Here is a 24,455-nt window from a genome sequence, read left to right as displayed (position 1 = left end):
CCGCAGTAACGTATCACTCGGGCAACTCACTCGAAGACCGGCGAGTCGTCCTCGAGGGCCTCCACCTGGTCGACGATGTCGCGGACGTCCTCGGGGAACAGCGAGACCTGCACCTCGTTGCCGTCGTCGTCCTCGAAGACGAGTTTGAGCCGTTTGTCGCCGAACTCCCGTGCTTCGGCCGACTCGACGTCGAACAGTTTGACAGTCGCGGACTTGTTGGCCGGCCCGACGTTCTTGATCGATCCCTCGTTCAACTCCATCATGAACTCCTCGAGCGTCAGCGCGAGCATAGCCCGGCCTACGCGTCCCGTCTAAAAAACGCCACGGCATCGAAGCGAGGGCTGCGAGGGTGCACCCTCTGCCGTGGGCCCCGAAGGCGATGGCCGGAGGGACCGACCGGGGGGCCGGTCGTACCGTTCGCTCGACCAGTACGATCGCGGAGTGCGATCGACCGCATGCGTGGTGTGTCAGTCCGCCTGCGGCAGGAATCGATTGCCAAACCGGACACATAAATGGTGGTGATCGTCCAACCGTCATCCGTCTCGAGATCGGCCTCGAAAACGCAGGATCGACGGGCGGACGAACAAATTCCAAATCAATGGTTTGTTACAAAGTGATTCGGTGGTCGGATGGCCATCCCACGGACCAGCGGATCGGAGCGACGTCCGTGGTGGACGAGTGGGTAGCCACGGCTTCACGAACGGCACCGTTCTCGAACCCGGTGAATCTCCAGTGTTACGGCGTGAGGGAGCTCTCACCCACATTTAAGGTATCTACCACCCAACGGTTCGCATGCCATGGAACTCACCTGGCATGGCCACTCGACGTGGCACGTCACCGTCGGGGGAACCGAGCTGTTGATCGATCCGTTCTTCGACAACCCGAAGACGGATCTCGAGCCGTCGGACGTCGACACGCCGGACTACGTCCTGCTGACCCACGGCCACGCCGACCACATCGCCGACGCGGGGGCGTTCTCGGACGCGACGCTGGTCGCCACGCCGGAACTGGTCTCCTACTGCGAGGACGAGTTCGGGTTCGAAGACGCCGTCGGCGGTATGGGGATGAACCTCGGCGGGACAGTCGAGGCCGGCGACGCGACCGTCACGATGGTCCGGGCCGACCACACCAACGGGATCATGACCGAGAACGACGCGAGTGGCGGCATGCCAGCGGGCTTCGTGATCTCGGACGGCGAACCGACCGACGCCGACGCGACGACGCTGTACAACGCGGGCGACACCTCGCTGATGTCCGAGATGCGCGACGTCATCGGCGACTACCTCCAGCCCGACGCGGCCATCGTCCCGATCGGCGACCACTTCACGATGGGACCCCAGCAGGCCGGCGTCGCCGTCGACTGGACCGGCGCTGACCACGCGTTCCCGCAGCACTACGACACCTTCCCGCCGATCGAGCAGGATCCCGAGGAGTTCGCCGGCGCGACCGACGCCGACGTCCACGTCCTCGAGGCCGACGAGCCGTTCGAACTCGAGTAACGCCGCCGATTTTTCAGATCGTCGCCTCGGTTTCGGTGACCGTCGCTGCCGCGAGAACAACGTTTACACCGCCGGCTGTCGTCGTCCCGACTGCTATGGCGAAGGAAGTCACCACCGTCTCCGAGGAGGGGTACAGCGCCACGAACGAGATCCGCGAGTTCGAGCAGACGATCGACGCCCAGGGCGAAGAATCGCCGGACACCCTCGAGACCTTGCTCGCCGCCTACGGCTCCTGTTACGTCCCCGCCCTTCGGGTCGGCGGCCAGCAGCGCGGCGTCGAGGACCTCGGCACGGTCGAGATCGAGACGACCGGTGAACTCAACGACGACGACAAACTCGCGTCCATCTCCTTCGACGTCCGCGTCGAGGCCGAGGTCGACGACGAGACGGCCGCGGAGATCGTCGAGCGCGCGAACGAACTCTGCAAGGTCCACGACGCCCTGAAGCCGGAGCTCCACGCGGAGACGACGCTCGAGGGCGACGCGGTCTGATCGAGGGCCCGAAGAACGACCGGAAACGGGGGAGGAAGGGGAGACGATGTGGGGGTTGCGACAGCGGTGGGAAGCGGTGGGGATGACGCGGCAGCGGACCGGTGGCCGGGGTGAGCCTGGTGATCCGCTGCAGATTATCGTCCGACGGCTCGATCCGTATTACTACTGCCAACACACATTGGTACCCGCAAGCGGTATGCGTTGCCACCCGCGAGCGGCCCGGATGGCCACGTTCAAGGGGATGCTCGAGCCACCGATCCGTATGCTTCGTTCGTTCGACGGAACGGAACCGCGGGTCGCCGAGTCGGCCTACGTCGACGAAGCGGCGGTCGTCATCGGCGACGTCGTGATCGAGGCCGAGGCCAGCGTCTGGCCCAACACCACCCTCCGGGGCGATCACGGCCGGATCGTCGTCGGCGAGGGGGCGAACGTCCAGGACAACGCCGTGCTCCACGAAGACGCGACGCTCGCGCCCTGCGCGACGGTCGGCCACAGCGCGATCGTTCACGACGCGACGGTCGAGGAGCGCGCCCTGGTCGGGATGAACGCGACCGTCCTCGACGGGGCGACGGTCGGCGAGGGGGCCGTCGTCGCGGCGGGCAGCGTCGTCACCGAGGGCACGGACGTGCCGTCCGGGACGCTCGTCGCGGGCGCGCCGGCCGAACCCAAGACCGAGATCGACGACCCTCACCTCGAGGCGACGGCCGATCGCTACGTCGAACTCTCGCGGCGGTACGCCGAGACGTCGCGACGACTGGATTGATCCCCGCTCGACCCGTCGACGCGAGGAAAACGGCCGTCCTCCACCGGGTCGCCGCCCCTTACTCTCGCTCGAGATCGATCAGTACGGATAGGACCAGGGGCTACCCTCGGATTTGGAGCACACCAACTGAACGCCTTTCACGCTTCCACTCCAACACCGCGCTATGGGAGACGAGACGGTCCGCGTCTGGCTCGTCGAGCGGACGTACTCCGACGACGAACAGAACCTGATTATCCTCGTCTACGCGACGCCCGATGGCGAACGGTACTTCAGGAAAGAACGCGCGCTGACGAGTTTCACCGACGTCCGCGAGACGACCGCCGCGCTGGACGTCGATCCCGAGAACCTGGGAACCGTCGACGACGAGGACAGGCGAGAACAGTACGCGACCGAGACGACTCGAATGGCCGAAATCCACGACCCCGACGAGCCGATTTGACCGTCCCGTCTTCTCCTCCGTCGGACCCCGATGCGAATCGAAGGTCCACGGGCCCCACGTCGTGGTGGCTGCCGTCTGTCGGCCGACCCGGATGCCACCCTCTATGGGACGGCCGAACCCACTCGGTACGCCGGCAGCGACGCCGCTCACTCGAGCGCGGTCTCGCCCCGCCACGAGGGAGGGAAACGCTGATACCCGTACTGGCCAAACCAACGGCCATGAGCGACTCGCCGTGGACCGATCGGATCGTCGGCGATCGGATGACCGTCGATCAGGAGTTCGCCTCGCGGATCACGAACTCCCGGTTTTCGAACCAGCAGTGGAGTCTGATCATGACCGCGACGGAGTTCGAGATCGAACACCCCGAGGACCCGGACCGGGCGCGCATCGTCGCCAACACCGACAACCTCGAGCAGATCATCCCGGAACTCGAGAACGTCGACGCCGGGATGGGTGCGATGGGTCCCGGCGGCGGTCGCCAACAGGGGGGTTCCTCCGGGGGCGTCCTCGATTCGCTCAAGGGCGCGCTCGGACTCGGTGGGGATGGGGGCGGCTCCTCCGAGGAGGAACAGCGCCGAGCCGCCGAACGGCTCACCCAGGAGTACGCCGACGAACTCCAGGCCCACCTCGAGTCGCAGGGCAAGTGGGAGTCGGTCCGAACGGCAGCAGCGGAGGCCGACGACTGACGACGACAGATCGGCGACCACTGAACGGCGACCGATCGGCGACTGCTCGACGAGCGCGCTCCGGCCCCGTCCCGTCGGGAACGCGATGCAAGCCACAGCATCTTTAGGGACGCTTCCCGACGGTTGGGGTATGTCCGACGACGTAGAGACAGTGACGCTCTCGATCAGCGCCGACGACGACACGACCGACGAGGTCGAAGTACCGGCCGGACTCGTCGATATCGTCGCCGAAGGTGACCAGGGGACGGCCGAAACCGTGGGCGACGTCGTGTTGCTCTCCTTCGCCAGCCGCGCTCACCACCTCGTCCACCACGGCGAGGGGGCCGACGACGACCTCGAGGCACAGGAGGAACTAGTCATGGACCTCTTCGAGGAGCGCTTCGGCGTCACCTTCGGCGAAGCGACCGGTCACCAGCACTAAGACTCGTCCACAGAGGAGTGGATCGACCGTTTTCGATCGCTCGTCTCGAGCGTACCGACTTCTTCCGTAACTCGCCGCTCAGCCAGCGGTGGCGTTCGCGTCGCCCTGGCTGTCCGTCTCGTCGGTCGATCCGGCCGCGACGCCATCGTCGGTGCCGTCGCTCGTGTCGGCGGCGTTTCCTGCGCTCGAGTCGTCGCTACCGACTCCCGTCTCGGTTTCGCCGTCGTCGGTAGCTCCGTCTCCGTCGTCGGCCGCGTCCGTCCCGGGCACCTCGAGTCCGGTGATCGTCGTCGACGCTTCGTCGGCGTCGGTCGCGACGGTGTGGGTCGACTCGCCGGGCGGCAGCGTCGAGGAGAAGGTGAGCGTCGTGAACGCGCCGGGTTCGAGCGCGACGGACTCCTCTGCGAGCACCTCGCCGTCGACGCTGTAGGTGACTGGTTGTTCGTCCGCGCCGCCCTCGTTCGTGAGGGTGACGGCGAGGGTCACCTCCTGGCCGGCGATGGCGGTCGGCGGCCCGGAGAGGTCGACGATGGCGAACTCGCCGTCCTCCTCGAGCGGTTCGATCGTCGCTGTCGTCTCGGCGGTGACGTTCGCCGTCGCGACCGCGATCGGGTACTCGCCGGGCTCGAGATCGTCGGTCTCGGCGGTCATCTCCACCGTTTCGCTCTCCTCGGGCTCGAGCGTCACGTCGGTCGCGTCGCGCACGTCGCCGTCGATCGCCAACTCGACGGACTGGGTGTCCGCCTCGCCGCCGACGTTCGCGATCTCGGTCTCGACAGTCAGTGCGTCGCCCTGCGTGACGGGGCTGTTCGTCTCGAGGATCTCGGCGGTGAACTCCGCGGGTTCCGTGGGATCGATCTCTTCGGCGGGTGGCGTCGCGGCCGTCAGCACCTCGTCGTAGTCGTACTGGTCCATATCGACCGCCCAGACGAGTCGCTCGTCGCCAGTTTCGGGCGTCCAGGTGACGGTGAACTCGCCCTCGCCGGGTTCGAGGGCGTCGATCGGTTCCGCGTCGACCGTGCCCTCGACGAACTGGCTGTCGACGAGCAGTTCGGCGTCGTTGGGGTTCTCGTAGCCGAACGTGACGTCGATGGCGTCGTCGGTCGCGCCCTCGACGCCGTTCTCGAGCGGTTCGATCTCCTCGACGTCGATCGTCGGTAGTTCGGGCCGGACCTCCTCGAGACAGTCGCTGGTGTTGGGGTTCGGGTAGTCCATCGATCCGGGCGTCGCCTCGGGCGAGACGATGCCGGTGATCGCCGCGCCGAAGTCGCCGGGCGGCACCTCGACGAACGCGCCCTCGTCGGTCTCCTCGACGTCGAACGCCTCGCCGACCTCGAAGACGATGGTCCCCTCGAGCGGAGCCGAGACGTCGTCGCCGACGGTCATCCCGTACTCGCCCATCGTGTTGCCGTAGCCGCCGGATTCGTAGAAGCCGGTGCCGACGATCACCGAGTCGCCGTCCCCGAAGGTGCCGCTGATCTCCCCGCGCTGGCAGGTGGGGAACGCGACCTCGAACGTGTCTCCCTCGACCGCGTACTCGATCGTCTCGCTGGCCAGGACCGTTCCCTCGGGCGGCACCTCTCCGTCCCCGGCCGCCGCATCGTCGTCAGCGTCGATCTGGCCGTCCGCGACCGGCAGAGCCTCGTCTCCATCGGGTGCGTCGCCGTCGCCCATCGAGATGACGGAGACCTCGAGCGTGGCGTTCTCCTCGAGCGCGGGATCGAGCCCGACCGAGACGTTTTCGACCGTCTCGTCGGCTTCGAAGGGGACGCTCTCACCGATCAGCTCCCCGTCCGGGGCCTGGACGACGACGGCGTAGGGAACCGTCGCGCTGGCCTCGTCGACGAGGACCGACTCGCCGGTACCCGTCTGGTCGCTGACGGTCAGCGTCGCCTCGGGATCGGTCGGTGCTTGCTCGAGGGCGTACTCGAGCGACTCGTTCTCGAGCACCTCGTCCGTGCCCGCGTCGCGGACCGAGACGTCGACGGTTGCGTCCTCCTCGAGCGGCGGGTCGAGATCGAGTTCGAACGCGTCGACGGATTCGTTCGCGTCGAACGGCTCGCTGTCGCTGCGGTCGCCGTCGTATTCGGCCGAGAGGACGTACTGGGTCGTCGCGCTCGCCTCCTCGACGAGCAGGGTCTCGCCATCACCGGTCTGATCGCTGACGGTCAGCGTCGCTTCCGGTTCGGCTGGTTCGGCGTCGAGGGTGACGACGGCGCTATCGGCTACGGGCGTACCGCGCTCGGTCACGTAGGGGTCGTCCTCGAGGCCGTTAGTCTCGACGTACTGGAACGTCTCGTCGCCGGTCGTATCGTGGTGGACGGCGGCCACGAGTGGCCCGCTCTCTTCGAGCGGCTCGTCGAGTTCGATCTCGAGATCGGCGCGGTCGCCGGGCTCGAGGTAGCTCGAGACGCCCCTGACGTCGGTCGGCTCGAGCGCGGCCGCGACGCCGTCGTAGATTGCGACGAAGCCGCCCTCGGAGAGTTCGACGTCGTCGACGACGACCGTCTCGCCGTCGCTCTCCTGATCGGAGAACGTGATCGACGCCGTCCCCTCGCGCTCGTCGATCTCCTCGATGCGCTGGACGATTTCGATCTCGACCCGCTGGACGATCTCCGTCCGATCGGTGACGCCCTCGGCCGCGGCGTAGCCGGCCGCGTCGGCGGCCGTCCCGCTGGTCACGGTCTGGAGCTGCGTGACGCTGATCCGCTGGTCCTGCACGACGCGGGCGGTCTCCTGGCAGGCGCTCAGTGCGGCCGTCTGGATCTGTTCGACCGTCGCCGTCTGGTGCTGGGTCAGCGCCCCGCTCGCACCGCCGCGGGCGAGGGACTGGACCTGCGTCACGTCGACGACCTGCGTCTGGGTGACGGTCCCCTGGCCGGCACCCGCCGAGGCGGCCTGAATCTGTTCGATCTCGACGACCTGTTCCTGGACCGCCGTCTCCACGGCCCCCTTCGCGGAGCCGATCGCCGCGTGCTGGACCTGGGTGATCGAAACCTCCTGGTGCTGGACGAGCGAGCCGAAGGCAGCCCCGTCGGCGGCCCCTTGGATCTGCTCGACGCTCGCCTCCTGGCTCTGCCCCGCGGTGATCGCCCCCTTCGCGCCGCCGTGGGCGGCCGCCGTGACGACGCCGCTCGAGACGCGCTGTTCCTGTTCGATCTCGACCGACTGGATCCCCTTGACGACGCCGGCTCCCGCGCCCCAGGCCGCGGACTGGGTCTGCTCGACCGTCACCCCCTGGCGCTGGTCGAGCGACCCCTTGGCCGCGCCCTTCGCGGCCAGCTGGATCTGTTTGGCGTCTGCGTCCTGTCGCTGGTCAGCCTCGGAGTCAGCGTCACTGCCTTTCTCCGCGAGCGTCCCGGCCGCGCCGCCGGCCGCTGCGTGCTGGACCTGCTCGACGGTCACGCGCTGGCGCTGTTCTCCCGTCAGCGCCATTTCGCCCTCGAGCGCGCCGTAGGCCGCGCCCGTGGCCGCTTCCCTGATCGCCGACTTGTGCTCGACGCCGGCCTGGCCGGCTTGCGACGCGGCACCAGCTGCCGCCCCTCTCGTCGCGACCTGAATCTGTTCGACGGTCACGCGCTGTTCCTGCTCGAGCGCGCCGTACGCCGCACCCTTCGCGGCGTGTTGCAGGTGGGTCGCGTCGGCCACCTGGTGTTGCCCGAGCGCGCCGTCGGTCGCACCGCCGACCGCAGCCTGCACCTGCTCGACGTCGACGCGTTGCTCCTGGAGCAGCGTCCCCTGTACCGCGCCCGCAGTCGCCGACTGCACCTGTTCGACCGACGCCGCCTGGTGCTGGACGACCGACTCGCTCGCTCCCTCGAGCGCCGCGGCGCGCTGTTCCTGGCTCACCTCGACGCCCTGGGACTGGAGGACGTCGATCCCGTCGTTGACGCCCGCCTCGATCGCATCAGCGAGGTCGGGGTCCTCCTGGGCGAGTGATGCGTGAGCGTCGGTTTGGGAACCGTCGTCCTGTCCCGCACCGACCGCGGTCTCACGGCCCGTCCGCTCCGGAGCCTCGAGCGAGACCAGCTCCGCCGGTACGACCGCCGTCGGTTCGACGGCGTCATTGGCCCGCTCGCTTGCAGCCTCTTGGAAGCCGCTCCCGAGGCCCCCGTCGGCCTCGACGGTCCCGGCGTCGCCGTCGCCGATCCCGGAGAATCCGCCCCCGAGAAGCGGGAGGGCGACGACGCTCGTAACGATCACTGCAGCGACGACCGCTGTGCCGAACCACCCGCGGCTCATCGTCTCGCCCTCGTTCGGTGGTTCACAATCGGCGAGTTCCAGCGCTGGCGACCGCCGATCGTAGCGCCCTGCCACGCGATTCTCCAGTCCCCCGGTGATCCGTCCGACGTGCTCCTGGCTCGCATACGTCTCTCATCACCGGACCGAATCGACGCTTAAGCGCGCCGGTCGTTACGGTTAGCTGTCGGATACAAGCCGGGATTACCGCCTCGTGTACGGCCGTCTGAAACGGTGTCCGTCGACGAACTCGGATATCGATCGATTACCGGCCCGTTCGATTCGGATCGACCGAAAGCCAGTCGTGCTGGGAGGAATCGATCGCTTTCCACGCGGTGGTCGCGCGTCGGGCATCCGGTCGCTCGAGTCGCGCATTCGAAAACCGAAGTTTTGAATCGGGTTTACGGACCAGCCGAACGCATGGCAACCGAACGGTCCGACGTGGAACTCGTCGACGACGCCGTCGTCCGGCAGTTCGCTCGCGCGGCGCTGGTCGCGGCGCTGATGGGGGCGACAGCGCCGATCGAGATTCCGATCTCCGCGGTTCCCGGGACGCTACAGATGCTCGTCGTCTTCCTGGCCGGGCTCTACCTCGGCCCGGTCTGGGGACCGATCTCGATGGTGATCTACCTGGCCGCCGGAGCGGCCGGTGCGCCGGTGTTCTCCGGTACTGAAACCGGTATCGGCGTGCTGCTAGGACAGACCGGCGGGTTCCTCTGGTCGTTCCCGGTCGGCGCGTTGCACGTCGGCGTGGCCGTCCACCGCGGGACGGACCTCCGCGACCCCGCGAACGTGTCCGTTCCCGTCGTTCTCGCGGGACTGGTGATGGCGACCATCGTCGTCTACCTCGCCGGCTTCACCTGGTTCGCGGTGGTGACCGAGACGACCCTCACCGAGGCGTTCACGGTCGTCGCCGCACCGCTCATCCCCGGCGATCTGCTGAAGATGGTCGCAGCCGTCGCCATCGTCCGGACGGCCCGAATCCAACCGGTCGGCGTCGACGAATCGGGCTGATGATCGAGTTCCGGTCGGTTTCCTACGCGTTCGACGACGTGCCCGTCCTCGAGGACGTCTCCCTGACGATCGACGACGGCGAAGTCGTGTTGCTCGCGGGCGCGAACGGCAGCGGCAAGACCACGCTGTTGCGCCACTGCAACGGCCTGCTGACGCCAGACGAGGGGACCGTTCTGGTCGACGACACGCCCGCCGCCGAGGATCTGGTCGCCGCGCGCTCGGCCGTCGGCATGGTCTTTCAGCACCCGCGCGACCAGTTCGTCGCGGCCACGGTGGGCGAGGACGTCGCGTTCGGTCCCGAGAACCTCGGCCTCGAACGTGAGACGATCGACCGGCGCGTCGCGGAGGCGCTCGCGGCAGTCAACATGGAGGGCCGCGCGGACGATCGCATCGACCGCCTCTCGGGCGGGGAGCAGGCCCGGGTGGCCATCGCGGGCGCGCTCGCGATGGACCCCTCGCACCTCGTGCTCGACGAACCGTTCACCGGGCTGGACGACCCGGCGCGTCGGTCGGTGCTCTCGCGCCTCGAGGCGCTCGCAGCCGACGGGACCGGCATCGTCCTCGCGACTCACGACCTCCGGGACGTGCTGGGGCTGGCCGATCGCGTGATCGCGATGGCGGATGGCCGCGTCGTGCTCGACGACGCGCCCGACCGGGCGCTCGAGGAACTCGAGGAACTGGCGGTTCGCGTTCCCCGGGATACCCGACCTACCTGATCTGCCGATGCTCGCCTACGAACCCGACGACACGCTCGCTCACCGCCTCGATCCCCGGTCGAAACTCGCAGTGCAGATCGGGTTCGCAGCCACGGCGCTGGCCCACACGAGTCCGCGAGCGTTGCTCGCGCTCACGGGGATCGCAGCCGCGTTGCTCGCCGCGGCACGGGTTCCGCCGCTGTCGGCGCTGTACGCGTACCGGTACGCGATCGCGATCCTCGCGGTTGCGCCGATCGTCGCGGCCCTCACGCTGGGACCGCCGTGGATCGACGTCGCCGACGGACTCGCTTCCACCCGCGCGAGCTACCGGGTGCTCCTCGTTCTGCTGGTCAGCGCTGCCTACGTCCGCTCGACGCCCGTTCGGGCGTCCCGGGCCGCCATCCAGCGAACGATTCCAGGGAAGCCGGGACAGGCCCTGGGGATCGGCATCGCACTCGTCTTCCGTTTTCTCCCCGTTCTCTGGGCGGACGTCCGACGCATCCGCGAGGCGTTGGCTGCCCGACTCGGCTCCGAACGCAGCGTCGTCGATCGGACGACGACGGTCGGCCTCCTCGCCCTCTCGCGAACGTTCGATCGCGCGGATCGGCTCTCTCTCGCCCTCCAGGCACGGTGTTTCGCGTGGAACCCGACGCTGCCCCGCCTCTCGTTCGCAGGGGTCGACTGGGTCGTTCTCGGCGTCGCGGTTCTGCTGGGACTCTCCGCGCTGTACTGAGGATCGGCGTCACGAGGGAACTTCGCCTGGAGCGCGAGTCCGGTGATCAGCGCCCTCGGTTGATCGCCCGGAACGCCGATCGAACGCTGGCACGTCCGCGGGATCGGTCAGTTCCCGTTCGAAAAAGTCCCGGTGGGCTCGGAGCGTCTCCTCGTCCCGCTCCCACCACGCCACCTCGAGCAATCGCTCGCGTATCGCCGGCGGAAACCGCCACCTGACCCGTTCGGCCGGAACGCCGGCGACGACCGCGTACGGTTCGACGTCGTCCGTGACGACGGCACCGGCCCCGACGACCGCGCCGTGGCCGACCGTGACCCCCGAGAGGATCGTCGCTCGAGCGCCGATCCAGACGTCGCTGCCGACCTCGATCGGCCCCTTGGAGGAGGACTCGAGGTCGCTGTCGAGCACCTCGTCGTAGAACCGATACTGCAGCGACGCCCGGTCAGTCGGGTGGTTGTGCTCCTGGAAGGTGCTCTCCCGTGCGATCGCACAGTAGTTGCCGAACGACACGTCGCCGACGACCTCGCAATCGGGCTCGAGGTTCGTCCCGCGACCGACCGTCACGTCGCCGTTGAGTACACAGCCGCGGCTCACTCGCGTTCGCGGCGCGAGGTCGACCCGGCCGCGCAACAGACACCCTCTCGCGAGTCGGGCCGAGGACGCGACCTCGAGCGTCGTCCGGTCGCCGAACCGGTTGAGGAGATGGCGTGTCACCGCTGGATAACCCAGCACGGAGAGACAGCGTTCGACGAGCGTAGCGACCGTCACGCGTGTTGGTCACCCCACCACCGGTCACCAAATAGTTCACCCACGTCCGTCAACAACAATTACTGTTCACGCAGTTCAAGCGGCGGAAGAGGGGATTTAGGCGGTCCGAACGGACAGCGATACCGGTATGACAGTGACGATAGCGATCGTTCCGATCGAACTCCGCTGCCGCCGGACATCGCGTCCGGTCGCTTGCTGGCGGTACGGTATCAGAACCGGCGGCGCGGAACGATCGACGATCGATGAGTCCGCGTTCCGTTCGTGGCTCGATCACATTGGCACTGCGATCCGATGACGAGGGGTGGGGGGAGCCTCGCCATCTGTCGGTCCCAGCCACAGACGTTCGCTGGGGCGGGGATGGGATGACAAGCGGGTGGGGGATGCCTCCAGACGAACTCGTCTGGATGGGCACTCGATTATTACTGACTATTACTATTAATTGTTTCGATCGGGAATGTCATTCGGGGTGTCGGGACTCACTGCCGCCGAGCAGGAACGGCATCCCGAAAGGACGAACGACCGGAGTGCTGTAGTGAATCCAACCCCGTCATCCCGCTTCCGTCGGGCTTTTATTTTGCTCGTACTCTGAAAATTATTTCGGTAGTGGAGCGACGTATCATCGCCAACCGGCGGCCGGCAGTCGGGTCCGCCGTACGTTGTAATCCTCGAAGTTTGTCACTCACGGCACCCAAAACGAATCAGCTAGCGTATTCGTTACGTCGATGCCGCACTACGTCTCACCGCCACTTCTACTTGCGATCAATCGAGGAATTGCTATCTCCGTATACGACAATATCAGGATCGTGAAAGTTGGGCTTTTAGCCTTGCGGCTTCAGGCACAACTATGGCTTCCATGGAAAACGGGGGTGACGACGACGTCGGCGAGGTGATCGACGTTCTCCTCGTCGAACCGAATCCCGGCGACACGCGACTCTTCGAGGAGACGTTTCAGGACGCGAAACTCGCGAACGCGGTCCACACCGTCTCCGACGGCGAGGCAGCCCTGGATTTCGTCCACCAGCGCAGTCCATACGAGTCCGCTCCGGCGGTGGATCTCGTCCTGCTCGAGCCGCAGCTCCCCGGTACGAGCAGCGACGACGTTCTCGCAGAACTGAAACACACTGACGCACTGAGCGACATTCCCGTGATCGTGCTGACCAGTTCCGACGCCGGCGAGGACATCGTGAAATCGAACGGGTTCGAAGCCGACGCTTACATCCAGAAACCCGTCGAGACCGAGGATTTCATCCAGTTCGTCCAGGACGTCGAGGACTTCTGGTTCGCGATCGTCAAAAGCGAATAGTCGTGCGAGTAACCGGTACTTTGGACGGTGAGGCGACCTACTGACTGCCACACGCGTCGCGCTTTGCCGTTGACTTCCGCGGATCGCACCTGAACTGTCCGCCTGTGCTGGCCTCCGCTCGGCCGGCCGTGTAATCGACTCCGAACTCGGATCGCTCGAGCCACCCCAGTAACTCGCAGTTCACCCAGAGTCGGGCTGTTGGGAGCCGTCACTGATCACTCGTACCGGCAGTCTTATCACAAAAACGGACAATCTTCTGGTATGAATCGTCGAACGCTACTGCTCGGTAGCGGCGTTGCACTCACGAGTGTCCTCGCGGGCTGTGCCGGCGGTGAAGACGGTAACGGCAACGGCACCGGGAATGGGGACGGAAACGGAACTGGGAGCGGGAACGGTGATAGCACCGACGAATCCGAAAGCGACGAACCTGAGCCGGAGACGAATGCGGAGACCGACGACGAACCGGAGACCGACGACGGCGAATCGGAACGGTCCGACGCCGACGAACTCCTCTCGATCACCGACACTCTCGACGGTGACGAACCGTTGTTCGATTCCGGAACGGCGGCCTTCGACGGCTCCGGTGACAGCGTCACCGACGAGTTCGATCTCGACAGCGGGCTGACGGTCGTCGCGTTCGACTACGATGACGGCGGGAGCTTCGAAAACTACCAGCTCGAGCTCGTCGGCGGACCGACGGACGAACTGCTGGTCAACGCCCTCGAGCCCGTCTCGGGTGCCGTGGCTCTCCCAACTCAGAGCGGCGAGTACCTGTTCGACGTTACGGCACCGGCCGACTGGGAACTCCACGTCGGCCAGCCAGAGGCTCCGCCGGCGGAGATCCGCACGCCGGACGTCACGGCGAGCGGTGACGGCCCTGCTGTCGTCGGTCCGATCGAACTCGAGGGCGGCGTGACCGTCTCCGGTGAGCACGAGGGCGAGAACAACTTCATCGTCAACGCGTTCGCCGAAGACGACTCCGCTACGTTCCTCGACGGAGAACTCGTGTTCAACGAGATCGGCGAGTACGAGGGTGAAACGCGAATCGAGTACGACGGCGTCTGCTGGATCGACGTCGACGCCAGCGGAGCGTGGCGGCTCGAGATCGAATCGTAGCGTCTCCTCGTTTGCGCGATTCGATACCGAAGGGACCCACACGTCGAAGGTTTCACCTACACGAGTTCGTTTGAGACGAACAGTTAGCTCACGAACGACTTCCTCGGCTTCGTCGTCGAGTGTGGATACGTGTCGGTGCTCGGAACGCAGGCCACCCGAAGGACGTGAGAAGTGAACGAGTGAATATGACCGGTCGCGTACTTAACCGTCATTATGATAAAGAGATCGGTGGAGAACAGGCAGAACGGAGACGCGAATACATCAGAGATATTCGATTAGGTGTTTTTGGACCGTGGGAACATATACAGTCCGCTGTCTGTCCGTTTGGAACGTTCTGAAGGAAAGAGCCGGTGGAGCGATCGTAAACCACGATCGGAGCAAATTCCTCCTTGATACCAATCCCTCGGCTTGGTTCGCTCCTCACGAACTGTTCGTCGCAGAAAGGAAGCCGGTGGAGGGATTTGAACCCTCGACCTAATCCTTACGAAGGATTCGCTCTAGCCAGTCTGAGCTACACCGGCACGCTCACGCTGTTCGTCCCGTGCATCGACGACGTCCGTCGTCTCAACACCGGGGCAGTGCTGTGCACCTAATCGTAGGGCGGATACCGGCCATAAGGGTTGCGAATCGTTGCGGTCGTGTCACGGAGTTCCGTGGGACACTGTCGTTCGTCTCGAGCCTATCACGGTCGCTCGAGTCGGACGTCCAGACAGACGTTGAGTTCGTGCGGGGCGTAGGAGCGAACGACGCGCTCCGTCTCGACGGCCACGTCGTACTGGGGTTCGGCGGCCTCGCGGATCGCTCGCTCCCCGGGGCCGAACGGGTCGTCCTCGTGCTGGATGTCGTAGTAGTGGATCGTACAGTCGTCGCCGGCCAGCGAGACGGCCGTCTCGAGGAACTCGTCGGCGCTGTGGGGGAGGTTCATCACGAGGCGGTCGGCCCAGCCCACGTACTCGTCGGCGACCTCGCGGACGTCGCCGTGAATCGCGGTGACGCGGTCGGCGACGTCGTTTCTGCGTGCGTTCTCTCGCAGGTATGCGACGGCCGTCTCGTTGATGTCGACGCCGACGGTCTCGGCACCGCGTTTCGCGAAGGGGACGACGAACGGACCGACGCCGGCGAACATGTCGACCGCCTGTTCGTCCGCGGTCACCTGTTCTGCGACGCGGTGGCGCTCGGTCGCCAGCCGCGGCGAGAAGTAGACCGCGGCGAGGTCGAGCGCGAACTCGCAGCCGTACTCGCGGTGGACCACCTCGGTGTCCTCGCCGGCCAGCAGCTCCCAGTCACGGACCCGGGTCTCGCCTTTGATCTTCGAGGCCTTGTTCAGCACCGTCTCGAGCGGCAGGTCCGACTCGACGATGGCGTCGGCGATGGTCCGCGCGCGCTCGGGGTCGTCCTCGTCCAGCAGGGCGGCACGCCCGAGGCGCTCGTAGGAGGGTTCGAATCCGAGCAGGTCCGCGGGCGTCGTCTGAGTCTCCCGCGTGGGGACGTCGCGGGTGACGACCTCGAGGTCGTCGGGCACGGCGTCCGGATCGACGACGGGGATGTACAGCCGTCCGTCGGCGACGGTGATCTCGTAGCCGTCGGCGATCAGGTCCGCGTCGGCCAGTCGTCGACGCGTCGCTTCCCCCTCTTCGCGCGCGACCCGGACACACGGCACGTCCATACCGGTAGTCGCCGGCGGGCCGCCGTAACGCTGACGTTTCGTTGGGGCCTCGTGGTGGCGGAATCACGAACGGTTTTCACCCTCGAACCCCTAGTCGCGGTGACGAATGGGCACGAAGCGGCGACTCACGACCGTCGAGACGGTCCACGAGGAGGGCTCGTGGCTGTTCACGATCCGCGACGAGTACGGCGAACCGGACGAAGCGATCCTCGTCCCCTGCGAGGACGGCGTGGAGGGCTGGATCAACCGGTGTACGCACGAAGCGCAGCGACTCGACGTGGGCCGCGGCGCGGCGATGCGCAACGGACAGATCATCTGTCCGCGACACGGGTCGATGTTCGATAGCTGCTCGGGCTACTGCGACAACGGCGAAGCGGCCGATACCACGCTCCCTTCGGTGGCGGTCGCCGTCGACGACGGCGTCGTCTACCTGACCGACGACGACGTCGAGTACCTCCACGACGGACAGATCACCGGCGACGAGGACGACGACGGTCCCGCGTCGACCTCGCACATCTCGTTCTGAGGCAGGCACCGACCCGTTTTAGTGACAGTCGCGTGACGGTCGCGCATGGAACGGACTACCGTTTCGAGCGGCACCGAGTGGGAATCGACGGTCGGCTACTCGCGGGCCGTCCGTACCGGCTCGCAGGTCCACGTCGCGGGGACGACGGCGACCGACGAGAACGGCGCGGTCGTCGCCCCGGGCGATCCGTACGCCCAGACGGAACGGGCGCTCGAGATCGTCGCGGACGCGCTCGCGGAGGTCGGGGCGAGTCTCGAGGACGTGGTTCGGACCCGGCTCTACGTGACGGACGTCGAGGACTGGGAGGCAATCGGCCGGGCTCACGGCGAGGTCTTCGGCGACGTGCGCCCGGCGGCTACCATGGTCGAGGTCGACCGACTGATCGATCCGGAGCTGGTGGTGGAGATCGAAGCGGTCGCGGTCGTCGGGAACGAGTGAGCGGGTATGGTCGTCTCGCGTATCGTCCCCTAGACGAGCCGCGCGAGATTCAATCCGACCGGTAGCCACGCGGCTCGTCGGTCGGGGTCGGCTCCTCGCTCGAGCGGCCGTCCGCGGCGGAGAGCGACGCCAGGGACGACCGGAGGTCGATCGACTCGCTGCCGATTACCGCGAAGCCGAGGAAGATCGTCACGAAGCCGGCGATCGCGGTCGCGGTGATCGACTCGCCGAGCAGGGCCGCGCCCCCGACCGTCGAAACGGCGGGGACGGCGTAGAACACCAGGTTCGCCCGGATCGGACCCGCCGAGTCGAGCAAGGCGAAGTACGCGATGTACGCGACGACGCCCGCGACGAGACTCACGTAGGCCAGCGCGAGGATCGCGCCCGTGGTCCAGGAGATCGACGCTGCCGACTCGCCGGCTCCGAACGAGAGGACGTGCGAGAGTCCCGCGGCGAGGGGGAGCCCCCACGCGATTCGAACCGTACTCGAGAGGGAGGCGTCGGCGCGACGGATGAGGACGGCCCCGAGGGCGGCGCTGACGGCCCCGGCGAAGAGGATCGCACGGCCGAGGGCGTCACCGCCGACGAGTGCGGCCGGATCCGGGCTGACGACGAGCGCGACGCCGACCAGCCCCAGTACCATCCCGACAGCGCCGCGGGCCGACAGCCGGTCCGACGAGAGCAACGCCGCCGCGAAGACGGGCGTCAGGATCGGGTTGAGACTGAACACGATCGCCCCGACCGCGCTGGTCGCGTACTGCTGGCCGACGAACAACAGGGCGTTCGACAGCCCTATGACGAGCACGCCGGTCGCGACGATCCCCAGTACGTCGTCGCGACTCGAGGGGAGCAACGCCGATCGCGAAGACGACAGTAGCACGTAGGATCCCAGGACGAGCGCCGCGACGTCGAACCGCAACGCGACGAACAACAGCGGCGGGAAGTACGCCAGCCCCGCCTTGGCGGCGACGAACGTCCCACCGAAACAGAGGCTCGAGAGAGCGAAGAGGAAGGCGCTGCGGCGATCGATCACGCGATCACCTCACGAACGGTCACCGGAGACGGAGAACGGCGACCGATTAGAGTGACGGTATCCGGAATCATCGTACATGGGCGTAGGCGTTGCGGACGTATAGTTTCGTTCAGAAAACGTTTCACGGGAAGAATCGGCGGACACGGGACGCTATCGGGTCCGGAACGTACGTGGCTTTCATGCCGTGCAAGTATTTCACAGTGCGAACCCTTATCCGACGGGGGTGCGTTGCGGGGCGTATGGAATCGGCGCTCGAGGAGATCGAGTTTCTCGCGCTCTCGCCCAATCGGGTCAGGGTGCTCGAACTGCTCGCGGACGGGCGGTACACGCGCCGAGAGTTGGCCGACGAGACCGGCGCGTCGCAGGCGACGCTGGGGCGGATTCTCGGGGACTTCGCCGACCGATCCTGGATCGTCCGGGAGGACAGCGAGTATACGACGACCGCGACCGGCAGGCTCGTCGCCGAGGGCTTTGCGGACCTTCAGGAGATACTGGAGACCGAACACCGGCTTCGCGACATCGTCTCGTACCTGCCGACGGACCACCTCGGCTTCGATCTGCGGCGACTCTCGGATGCGACGATCACCACGCCGAGTCGAACCCGACCGAACGCACCCCTCACACGGTTGCTCGAGTTGCTCGAGGGGGCCGACGAGGTCCGGACGGCGTCACACGCCTTTAACGAACAGACCCTGCGTGTGATCGAGAAACGGACGACCAGCGGTGAACAGGCGTTCGAGGGGTGTTTTTCACGGTCGGCGATCGACGCACTGACGGAGGCAGCGGATCTCCGTCGTCGACTCGGATCCGTCCTCGGGAGCGACAACGCGACCGTCGCGGTCGTCGATCGGGTTCCCCTCGCCGTGATGGTCGTCGACGACGTCGTCTACCTGTTACTTCGGGACGATCAGGGCATTCTGCGTGCATCGGTCGATACCGACGACCCCGAAGTGCGGTCGTGGGCCGAGGAGACGGTCGAGCGGTACTGGTCGGAAGCCGCCGTCCTCGAGGCGGACGACCTCGAGTCGGCGTGAGGGTCGACCGACCACGGTCCGTGCTACCACGAACCTCCAATCATTTAAACCGCTTCCCCTCGTAGGGCTACTGTGACAGAAAACTCGGGGCGACGGAACCTCCGTATGCCCAACAGCGACGAAGTATTCGCCGTAGTCACCGAACACCTCGGTGGCAACCACGTGCAACTCCAGTGTGCCGACGGAAAGGAGCGGCTCGGCCGCATCCCCGGTCGGATGAAGTACCGAACCTGGATCGAACAGGACGACATCGTCGTCGCCGAGCCGTGGGACTGGCAGGACGAGAAGGCCACCATCGAGTGGCGATACACCAGCCAGGACGCCGACCAGCTGCGCCGCGAAGGTCACATCGAGTAATTCCCCACCGACCGAGTCGTCGGGCGATCGAACGCGACCGATTCTCGCCGGAACTTCCGTATCGATAGCAAGCCTTCGGAGCGCATCCACTCGAGTGGCAGGTTACTGCGAGCGCGACCCGTCTGCTTACGAGGACTGCGGTTTGCGGCGACCGTGGGCATCGATCCGACCGTTTCCTCGCGCCGCCGATAGCGTGTCGACGAACTGACCGCGATCGATACGACGCGCTACCAGGCTGGGGTACGAGTGAATATCCAGTCTCGAGCCCGATCAGGGGTGATTTACAACCTTGTGATCGAGCGACACGAGGTCCACCAGCTGTATTTATTGTGTCAAATGGGTATGGAATTATAAGATAATTTTATTTCCAATGGTGACAACCGTTAGGCCGTAATGTCCGCCACAGACACGATGAAAGATTACCTGGCACAGAACCCACGAATGATCGGTGTGCTGTTCACGCTGTTCGTCCTTCTCAGTCAGTCGGGGACGGTGATCGCTGGGACGACGAGCGAAGTCGGCCCCTAACCGATCGATCGAAAGGCGCTATTCCTCAGGTGGAGTACCGAAGCGAAGACCGACCGTTAGTCGAGTACGTCGATTCCGATTCCATCGTTCCAGTACAGTTGCTCCTCGAAGCGGATCGGGTACTCCGTCCACGTCAAGTAATCGAGCAGTGAGTGACGACTCACTCGAGACGGTGGTACTCGCCCCGGCGTGAGGTGGCGATCGAGAACCGATTCGAACGTCGTCGCCGTCGCCGTCCCCAGTTTGTACTCCTTCGTCGAGTACGATCGACTGCTGAATTCGTACTTTGTTTCGGTTTCGGACGTGAGTTCGATGATCGCCGGCGCACCACCATCCGACTGGGCGATGTCGGCCGACCCGTCACCGACGATGAGATACTGATCGCCGAGCGTGCTGTACTCACGGGCGATCTCGAGCGCTCCTCTCAGCGGAAAGCCGCGGTTGAGCAGGCGCGCCAGCGTCTCCCCGGCTTCGACCGCGTCGTCGTTGATCACGTCGCTGTAGGTACTCACGCCGCCGTAAGCGCCGCGGCGAGTCAACGCAAGTCCCTGTTCGTACGACCGGCAAGCGTTGAGGAAGAACACCCCGAGATCGACCGACTCGAGCGACCGGATGTCGAGGTCGCCGTCGGGACACTCGAGTCCGTCCTCGGTCGCGTGACCGATGTAGTGGAGGAAGTCGTAGCCGCCGTCGGCGAGCAACGTGGCCATCCGATCGGTATCGACGCCGAACTCGGAGTGGATCTCGAAGGGGAGTTCCTCCCGGTTGCCGTAGGCCTCGTCGAGGAGGTCGTGTTCTTCGATCATCCGAGCGTCGTTACACACGAGCAGGATCTCGATCGACTCGCTGCGCGGATCGCGGTCGAGTTGATTCCGGTAGGCCTCGATCGTGGCCTTCGACGCCCCGGTGGGGATCCCGTCGCCGAACCAGGCTTGCTCGACCGACTCGTCGGCACCGGTGGGCGTGACGAACGTGGACTCCTCGCCACTCGACGGCGAAGATCGGTACTGGGCGGCCGATCTGACCAGTTGCGCGTTCGCCGGCTCCGGACCGGGGACCGAGTCGGGCGTCCGGCCGTTCGCTTCCCGGACGATCCCGAGTTCGTTGGCGATGAACGGGAGGAGTTCGACCCCCTCGGGGTCCGCCGGGACGTGGGCGGTCAGCGGCCACCGCGGCATATGTGGTTCGAGCCGATCGTACGGCACCTCGAGGTATCGCTCCAGCCGTTCAGGTAGCGACCGCTCGTACGTCTCGGCCAGGTCGAACGGCAGGTCGTCCTCGAGGACGGACCGCTCGTGGAGGTCGTACTGGTAGACCCCCTCAGTGCGGGCGAGACAGTCGAGGAAGAACGACCGCTTCAGCAGGCGTCCGACGTCGTCGGCGAGCGGCCGCTTCCGTCCCAGGGAGTACTCGAACCGTGGCGTCCGGAGCCGCGGGCACTCGCCGGAACGGACGCGCGCCTCGAGGAAGAACGCGAGCGGCGCAGCCGTGAACACGGCCCCGTACTCCGCGGGGACGACGAGTTCGACCTCGCCGGTGGGTCGCTCGAGTTCGTCCGGGATCGACAGGCGATCGCCCAGTTCGACCAGCGGCGGGTGGCCCCTGAGGGTCGGCCACGTCCGTTCCGGCGACGTGGTCTTCAGCGCCGAGGAGAGGACGGAGACGGCCTCCATCATCGAGTCGACGCTCGAGTCGGTCACGACCGTCGCGGCTGGCCTGTCGTGGAGGGACCGCGCGCCGAGCGTGATCGTCCGCGGCCGGTCGACCGCGATCCGGACCGACGTCATCCCGAGTTCGATCGTTCCGGGACCCTCGACCCGACAGTAGAGTTTGATCGCCCCGCTCAGCCCGATGTACTGGACGCCGTCGGTGAGTCGGGCGGTCTCGCCCGCGGTGAGGCTCCGTTCGCTCTCGCCGGTCGCGCCGTGGATCGTCACGGACGGGGTCTGATCGAGGGTGACCTCCTCGGCCTCGAACCGGCAGGCCCGATCGAGCGGGAACTCGAAGGCCTCGGTGTCGACGGACTCGAGCGCCACGGGATCGCTCGTCTCGAGGTGGAGTCGCCGCTGCTCGATCGAATCGTGTATCGTGATCCCGGGCGGTGCCGCCGTTTCCTCGAACGTGATCGTCATATCTCCGTGATCGAATATCGACCTAGTTTCTGGCCGTATCACTAAAAGTTTCTACTGGGCATACGTCACGTCGAGTCCGCTCCCTCCGCAGTCGTCAGCGTCCGGAAGACCGTCAGTGGGAACCGTGGCTCGACGGAACTCGGACTGCGGCCGCTTCCCTCCCCTGGCAACGGCGTTCGCTCTAAGACGCCCCGGTCGGCGAGTTCGTACAGGAATCGCTCGACCGTACCGGCCGTCAGGTCCGTCCGGTCGGCGATGACCTCGGCCAGGTCTCGGATCGCCGCCCGCGTGTCCTCCGTCCGCACCAGTTCCAGCAACACCCGCTGTCGGGTGCGTGGGACGGCCAGCGCGCGTCCGACGTGGACACTATCCGCAGGGACGTCCGCCTTCGCGCGCTCGAGGTGGGCGTCGGTGATCGGCCCGCCGTCGTCGCCGGCGAACACGGCCGCGGTAAAGAGCGCCGCGAACGCGTCGTGGGCGTCGCCGTCGGCCCAGTCCGCGAGGTCGCGGATCGCCTCGTGTTCCAGCACGCCCGGTGCGAGGCCGGTCGAGGCTCTGGCGGTAAGGACGTCGACGAGTTCGTGCTGGCGGTAGGCCGGCACGGTGATCCGCGCCTCGTGCCACCCGTCGGGGGGCTCCTGGCCGACGGCGACCAGCGAGAGGCTGTCTGCCATCGGCTCGAGGAGGTCACGGACGCGATCGAAGCCGAGACTGCCGGGTTCGTCGTGGTGATCGACGGCGACGACGGCGCGTCGGTCGGATCGATCGAGACGGCTTCGGAGCCGGTCGCGTACCTCCTCGGTTCCGATCCCGCCGCTCGGAACCGGCTCGGACGTGATCCCCGAGAGGAGCGCCCGGTAGAACGCGAACTCGCTGTCGATGCCGCGCGCGTCGACGGTGACGAACCACGTCACCGGTTCGGCAGGACCCGCTCGAGTCGTCGTCTCGATCGACCGATCCGGTGTCCCGAGTCGATCGTTCAGGGCGTCGAACGTCGCCGTTACGACAGCGGATTTCCCCGCTCCCTGTGGGCCGACGACCGCGACGGGGTCCGGGAGGTCGCCGCCGAACACCGGCTCGAGGGCGTCCAGCAACTGTTCGATCACCGAGCCACGACCGACCGGCTCCGGCCGGTGGACGACCGGCGCGAGATGGGTTCTGTCGACGACGATCGTTCCGTTCCCGTGGGCGGATCGTCGTCGGTCGATGCGCTCCTGCAGGTTCATTCGCTGCCGCCGGCCTCCGGCCCGACGAGGGCCGCCTCGAGCACCTCGAGGGTGTGTTTGATCTCGTAGCCGGTGCCGTGGCCCATCTGCATCGAGCAGGTGGGACACTCCGTCAGCCCGGTTTCGGCGGGGGCGTCCTCCATGTGTTCGAACATCTCTTCCCCGATGGCCATCGACGTCTCGTAGTTCTCGGCCTTCCAGCCGTAGGTGCCCGAGATGCCCGAACAGGAGTCCCCCACGTCGTGGGCCTCGATGCCGTCGATCGCGTCCATCAGTTCGATCGTCTGTCTATCGAGGCCCTGATTACGTGAATGACACGGTGCGTGATAGGCGAAGTCGTCGAACCCCTCGACTTCGGTACCCTCCAGTTCGCGCTCGAGGTCCTCGTGGACCCGGAGGTACTCGAGGGCGTCCCAGGTGTTCTCGGCGACCGACTCGGTGTCCTCGAAGTCGAACAGTTCGGGGTACTCCTGGCGCAGCGACATCGAACACGAACTGCAGGAGGCGACGACGTCCGCGCCGTCCCGGATGGCCGCGGCGAGTTCCTCGACGTTGGTCTCGGCGGCCCGGCGGGCGTCCTCGAGCATGCCGTTGGCGAACATCGGCGTGCCGGAACAGTCCTGGTCGGGAAGCAGGATCTCGTAACCGAAGTGTTCGTAGACCCGCACTAGCGCCTTCGCCACCTCGGGGGTGTTGTAGTTGGCGTAACAGCCGTGGAAGTAGGCGACGCGCTTGTCCGGATTTGTGACCTGTGCGCCGCCTCGTTTCGCCCACCACTCGCGGAAGGTTTCGGTGGCGAACTCCGGCAGTTCGCGCTCGCTCGTGATCCCGAGCAGTTTCTCGCCGAGCCACTTCGTGATCGACAGCCCGGTCACGAAGTTCGCCGTCCGGGGAAAGGCCGCGCCGAGCGGTGCCAACCGGCGGTAGTTCGCGAGCATCCGGTTGCGCCAGTACTCCCGGGAAAGCTTGCTCATGTTCTCTTCGACGTACTCCGCACGGGCGGTGTTGTGCATCTGCGACAGCGGCACCTCCGAGGGACAGGCCGCGTCACAGCGCATGCAGTTCGAACACTTCATCACGGAGTCGTCGATGTCGTGGTCCTCCTGGCGCTTGAGCCGCCACTGTTCCGGCCCCTGGAACTTCGGGCCGGGGAACTCGTCGTCGACCTCGGCGACGGGACAGTTCGTGTCGCAGGTCGAGCACTTGTAACAGTTGTCCGCGCCCGGCCGGAGATCCATCTCCTCGGCCTCGGGGAACACCTGGACCGGTTCGAACTCCTCGTCTTCCGCGCCCGGTACGTGATCGTCGATCGGTCGTTCTGCGTCGCTCATGAGATCACCTGTGTCCG

The 24,455-nt window shown here is 66.3% G+C and carries 24 protein-coding genes and 1 tRNA gene; 16 read left to right on the top strand and 9 right to left on the bottom strand.

The annotated features are described in order from the left end of the window. Window positions 1–26: 26 nt before the first annotated feature. The gene (locus tag TX79_RS11055; RefSeq protein ID WP_049927500.1) at window positions 27–290 is read right to left on the bottom strand and encodes a hypothetical protein; all 264 of its coding nucleotides are present in this window, start codon (window positions 288–290) and stop codon (window positions 27–29) included. Window positions 291–797: 507 nt separating this feature from the next. Here TX79_RS11055 and TX79_RS11050 point away from each other — a divergent pair. The 6 genes from TX79_RS11050 to TX79_RS11025 all read left to right on the top strand — a co-directional run bounded on the left by TX79_RS11050 (window position 798) and on the right by TX79_RS11025 (window position 4,299). Continuing rightward, window positions 798–1,499, top strand: a complete 702-nt coding sequence (locus tag TX79_RS11050; protein ID WP_049927499.1) for a metal-dependent hydrolase — start codon at window positions 798–800, stop codon at window positions 1,497–1,499. A 95-nt stretch (window positions 1,500–1,594) separates the two neighbouring features. Further along, window positions 1,595–1,990, top strand: coding sequence for an OsmC family protein (locus TX79_RS11045; RefSeq protein ID WP_049927498.1), 396 nt, complete (start codon window positions 1,595–1,597; stop codon window positions 1,988–1,990). A gap of 262 nt (window positions 1,991–2,252) precedes the next feature. Continuing rightward, window positions 2,253–2,753, top strand: a complete 501-nt coding sequence (locus tag TX79_RS11040) for a gamma carbonic anhydrase family protein (protein ID WP_049928364.1) — start codon at window positions 2,253–2,255, stop codon at window positions 2,751–2,753. Between the two features lie 163 nt (window positions 2,754–2,916). Further along, window positions 2,917–3,192 carry a hypothetical protein gene (locus TX79_RS11035; RefSeq protein WP_049927497.1) on the top strand — a complete coding sequence of 92 codons (276 nt, stop codon included), beginning with the start codon at window positions 2,917–2,919 and terminating at the stop codon, window positions 3,190–3,192. A 218-nt stretch (window positions 3,193–3,410) separates the two neighbouring features. Next, the gene (locus tag TX79_RS11030) at window positions 3,411–3,878 is read left to right on the top strand and encodes a DUF5799 family protein (protein ID WP_049927496.1); all 468 of its coding nucleotides are present in this window, start codon (window positions 3,411–3,413) and stop codon (window positions 3,876–3,878) included. A 130-nt stretch (window positions 3,879–4,008) separates the two neighbouring features. Next, on the top strand, window positions 4,009–4,299 hold the full coding sequence (locus tag TX79_RS11025; protein ID WP_049927495.1) for a DUF7545 family protein: 291 nt from the start codon (window positions 4,009–4,011) through the stop codon (window positions 4,297–4,299). A gap of 78 nt (window positions 4,300–4,377) precedes the next feature. Here TX79_RS11025 and TX79_RS11020 read toward each other — a convergent pair whose 3' ends face one another. Beyond that, on the bottom strand, window positions 4,378–8,616 hold the full coding sequence (locus tag TX79_RS11020) for a DUF7282 domain-containing protein (protein ID WP_154660503.1): 4,239 nt from the start codon (window positions 8,614–8,616) through the stop codon (window positions 4,378–4,380). A 342-nt stretch (window positions 8,617–8,958) separates the two neighbouring features. Between TX79_RS11020 and TX79_RS11010 the strand changes: the two genes are divergently transcribed. From TX79_RS11010 to TX79_RS11000, 3 genes are read left to right on the top strand one after another with little or no spacing between them, the layout of a single operon-like run. Then, on the top strand, window positions 8,959–9,552 hold the full coding sequence (locus TX79_RS11010; RefSeq protein ID WP_049927493.1) for a biotin transporter BioY: 594 nt from the start codon (window positions 8,959–8,961) through the stop codon (window positions 9,550–9,552). Further along, window positions 9,552–10,268: an energy-coupling factor ABC transporter ATP-binding protein gene (locus TX79_RS11005; protein ID WP_049927492.1), complete on the top strand. Its 717-nt coding sequence runs from the start codon at window positions 9,552–9,554 to the stop codon at window positions 10,266–10,268. Before TX79_RS11010 ends, TX79_RS11005 begins: the two co-directional genes overlap by 1 nt. Before the next feature lie 7 nt (window positions 10,269–10,275). Next, window positions 10,276–10,980 carry an energy-coupling factor transporter transmembrane component T family protein gene (locus TX79_RS11000; RefSeq protein ID WP_049927491.1) on the top strand — a complete coding sequence of 235 codons (705 nt, stop codon included), beginning with the start codon at window positions 10,276–10,278 and terminating at the stop codon, window positions 10,978–10,980. Window positions 10,981–10,989: 9 nt separating this feature from the next. Here TX79_RS11000 and TX79_RS10995 read toward each other — a convergent pair whose 3' ends face one another. After that, a complete protein-coding gene (locus TX79_RS10995) occupies window positions 10,990–11,748 on the bottom strand; it encodes a DapH/DapD/GlmU-related protein (RefSeq protein WP_049927490.1) in 759 nt (252 codons plus the stop codon). Between the two features lie 844 nt (window positions 11,749–12,592). On the opposite strand from TX79_RS10995, the gene TX79_RS10990 reads away from it, so the two are divergent. Next, complete coding sequence (locus tag TX79_RS10990) at window positions 12,593–13,051, top strand: response regulator (RefSeq protein WP_154660502.1); 459 nt, start codon at window positions 12,593–12,595, stop codon at window positions 13,049–13,051. Window positions 13,052–13,312: 261 nt separating this feature from the next. Continuing rightward, window positions 13,313–14,167: a hypothetical protein gene (locus TX79_RS10985; RefSeq protein ID WP_049927488.1), complete on the top strand. Its 855-nt coding sequence runs from the start codon at window positions 13,313–13,315 to the stop codon at window positions 14,165–14,167. Between the two features lie 446 nt (window positions 14,168–14,613). Here the strand turns inward: TX79_RS10985 and TX79_RS10980 are convergent. Together TX79_RS10980 and TX79_RS10975 are read right to left on the bottom strand one after the other, a co-directional pair. Continuing rightward, window positions 14,614–14,688, bottom strand: a tRNA-Thr gene (locus tag TX79_RS10980). Between the two features lie 161 nt (window positions 14,689–14,849). Next, window positions 14,850–15,833: a class I SAM-dependent methyltransferase gene (locus tag TX79_RS10975; RefSeq protein ID WP_049927487.1), complete on the bottom strand. Its 984-nt coding sequence runs from the start codon at window positions 15,831–15,833 to the stop codon at window positions 14,850–14,852. Between the two features lie 106 nt (window positions 15,834–15,939). Between TX79_RS10975 and TX79_RS10970 the strand changes: the two genes are divergently transcribed. Together TX79_RS10970 and TX79_RS10965 are read left to right on the top strand one after the other, a co-directional pair. After that, window positions 15,940–16,359, top strand: coding sequence for a Rieske (2Fe-2S) protein (locus TX79_RS10970; protein WP_049927486.1), 420 nt, complete (start codon window positions 15,940–15,942; stop codon window positions 16,357–16,359). A 45-nt stretch (window positions 16,360–16,404) separates the two neighbouring features. Continuing rightward, window positions 16,405–16,797: a RidA family protein gene (locus TX79_RS10965; RefSeq protein WP_049927485.1), complete on the top strand. Its 393-nt coding sequence runs from the start codon at window positions 16,405–16,407 to the stop codon at window positions 16,795–16,797. 49 nt (window positions 16,798–16,846) lie between these two features. Here TX79_RS10965 and TX79_RS10960 read toward each other — a convergent pair whose 3' ends face one another. Further along, complete coding sequence (locus TX79_RS10960) at window positions 16,847–17,830, bottom strand: DMT family transporter (protein ID WP_049927484.1); 984 nt, start codon at window positions 17,828–17,830, stop codon at window positions 16,847–16,849. Window positions 17,831–18,069: 239 nt separating this feature from the next. Here TX79_RS10960 and TX79_RS10955 point away from each other — a divergent pair, with 239 nt between their 5' ends. The 3 genes from TX79_RS10955 (at window position 18,070) to TX79_RS20010 (ending at window position 19,749) form a co-directional block, all read left to right on the top strand. Beyond that, window positions 18,070–18,864 (top strand): helix-turn-helix transcriptional regulator, encoded by a 795-nt coding sequence (locus tag TX79_RS10955; RefSeq protein WP_049927483.1) that lies wholly within the window; start codon window positions 18,070–18,072, stop codon window positions 18,862–18,864. Window positions 18,865–18,936: 72 nt separating this feature from the next. Continuing rightward, complete coding sequence (locus TX79_RS10950; protein ID WP_081655545.1) at window positions 18,937–19,221, top strand: translation initiation factor eIF-1A; 285 nt, start codon at window positions 18,937–18,939, stop codon at window positions 19,219–19,221. A gap of 393 nt (window positions 19,222–19,614) precedes the next feature. Beyond that, window positions 19,615–19,749: a DUF7503 family protein gene (locus TX79_RS20010; protein ID WP_268257985.1), complete on the top strand. Its 135-nt coding sequence runs from the start codon at window positions 19,615–19,617 to the stop codon at window positions 19,747–19,749. A 56-nt stretch (window positions 19,750–19,805) separates the two neighbouring features. Here the strand turns inward: TX79_RS20010 and TX79_RS10945 are convergent, their stop codons facing one another. From TX79_RS10945 to TX79_RS10935, 3 genes are all read right to left on the bottom strand, one after another. Next, window positions 19,806–21,881 (bottom strand): hypothetical protein, encoded by a 2,076-nt coding sequence (locus tag TX79_RS10945; protein ID WP_049927481.1) that lies wholly within the window; start codon window positions 21,879–21,881, stop codon window positions 19,806–19,808. Between the two features lie 65 nt (window positions 21,882–21,946). Next, the gene (locus TX79_RS10940; protein ID WP_049927480.1) at window positions 21,947–23,107 is read right to left on the bottom strand and encodes a Cdc6/Cdc18 family protein; all 1,161 of its coding nucleotides are present in this window, start codon (window positions 23,105–23,107) and stop codon (window positions 21,947–21,949) included. Then, a complete protein-coding gene (locus TX79_RS10935) occupies window positions 23,104–24,438 on the bottom strand; it encodes an anaerobic glycerol-3-phosphate dehydrogenase subunit C (RefSeq protein WP_049927479.1) in 1,335 nt (444 codons plus the stop codon). The genes TX79_RS10940 and TX79_RS10935 overlap by 4 nt, the downstream gene beginning before the upstream one ends. Between the last annotated feature and the right edge of the window lie 17 nt (window positions 24,439–24,455).

The organism is Halopiger goleimassiliensis (assembly GCF_000455345.1).
GTDB lineage: Archaea > Halobacteriota > Halobacteria > Halobacteriales > Natrialbaceae > Halopiger_A > Halopiger_A goleimassiliensis.
The sequence above is the reverse complement of the archived record's forward strand: the minus strand, read 5'-3'. Positions and strand labels throughout refer to the sequence as shown.

What these genes read in the sequence shown, in the direction of transcription:
- TX79_RS11055 (WP_049927500.1), bottom strand. Translation starts at nt 290, where the DNA reads ATGCTCGCGCTGACGCTCGAGGAGTTCATGATGGAGTTGAACGAGGGA.
- TX79_RS11050 (WP_049927499.1), top strand. Translation starts at nt 798, where the DNA reads ATGGAACTCACCTGGCATGGCCACTCGACGTGGCACGTCACCGTCGGG.
- TX79_RS11045 (WP_049927498.1), top strand. Translation starts at nt 1,595, where the DNA reads ATGGCGAAGGAAGTCACCACCGTCTCCGAGGAGGGGTACAGCGCCACG.
- TX79_RS11040 (WP_049928364.1), top strand. Translation starts at nt 2,253, where the DNA reads ATGCTTCGTTCGTTCGACGGAACGGAACCGCGGGTCGCCGAGTCGGCC.
- TX79_RS11035 (WP_049927497.1), top strand. Translation starts at nt 2,917, where the DNA reads ATGGGAGACGAGACGGTCCGCGTCTGGCTCGTCGAGCGGACGTACTCC.
- TX79_RS11030 (WP_049927496.1), top strand. Translation starts at nt 3,411, where the DNA reads ATGAGCGACTCGCCGTGGACCGATCGGATCGTCGGCGATCGGATGACC.
- TX79_RS11025 (WP_049927495.1), top strand. Translation starts at nt 4,009, where the DNA reads ATGTCCGACGACGTAGAGACAGTGACGCTCTCGATCAGCGCCGACGAC.
- TX79_RS11010 (WP_049927493.1), top strand. Translation starts at nt 8,959, where the DNA reads ATGGCAACCGAACGGTCCGACGTGGAACTCGTCGACGACGCCGTCGTC.
- TX79_RS11005 (WP_049927492.1), top strand. Translation starts at nt 9,552, where the DNA reads ATGATCGAGTTCCGGTCGGTTTCCTACGCGTTCGACGACGTGCCCGTC.
- TX79_RS11000 (WP_049927491.1), top strand. Translation starts at nt 10,276, where the DNA reads ATGCTCGCCTACGAACCCGACGACACGCTCGCTCACCGCCTCGATCCC.
- TX79_RS10990 (WP_154660502.1), top strand. Translation starts at nt 12,593, where the DNA reads ATGGCTTCCATGGAAAACGGGGGTGACGACGACGTCGGCGAGGTGATC.
- TX79_RS10985 (WP_049927488.1), top strand. Translation starts at nt 13,313, where the DNA reads ATGAATCGTCGAACGCTACTGCTCGGTAGCGGCGTTGCACTCACGAGT.
- TX79_RS10975 (WP_049927487.1), bottom strand. Translation starts at nt 15,833, where the DNA reads ATGGACGTGCCGTGTGTCCGGGTCGCGCGCGAAGAGGGGGAAGCGACG.
- TX79_RS10970 (WP_049927486.1), top strand. Translation starts at nt 15,940, where the DNA reads ATGGGCACGAAGCGGCGACTCACGACCGTCGAGACGGTCCACGAGGAG.
- TX79_RS10965 (WP_049927485.1), top strand. Translation starts at nt 16,405, where the DNA reads ATGGAACGGACTACCGTTTCGAGCGGCACCGAGTGGGAATCGACGGTC.
- TX79_RS10955 (WP_049927483.1), top strand. Translation starts at nt 18,070, where the DNA reads ATGGAATCGGCGCTCGAGGAGATCGAGTTTCTCGCGCTCTCGCCCAAT.
- TX79_RS20010 (WP_268257985.1), top strand. Translation starts at nt 19,615, where the DNA reads ATGTCCGCCACAGACACGATGAAAGATTACCTGGCACAGAACCCACGA.
- TX79_RS10945 (WP_049927481.1), bottom strand. Translation starts at nt 21,881, where the DNA reads ATGACGATCACGTTCGAGGAAACGGCGGCACCGCCCGGGATCACGATA.
- TX79_RS10940 (WP_049927480.1), bottom strand. Translation starts at nt 23,107, where the DNA reads ATGAACCTGCAGGAGCGCATCGACCGACGACGATCCGCCCACGGGAAC.
- TX79_RS10935 (WP_049927479.1), bottom strand. Translation starts at nt 24,438, where the DNA reads ATGAGCGACGCAGAACGACCGATCGACGATCACGTACCGGGCGCGGAA.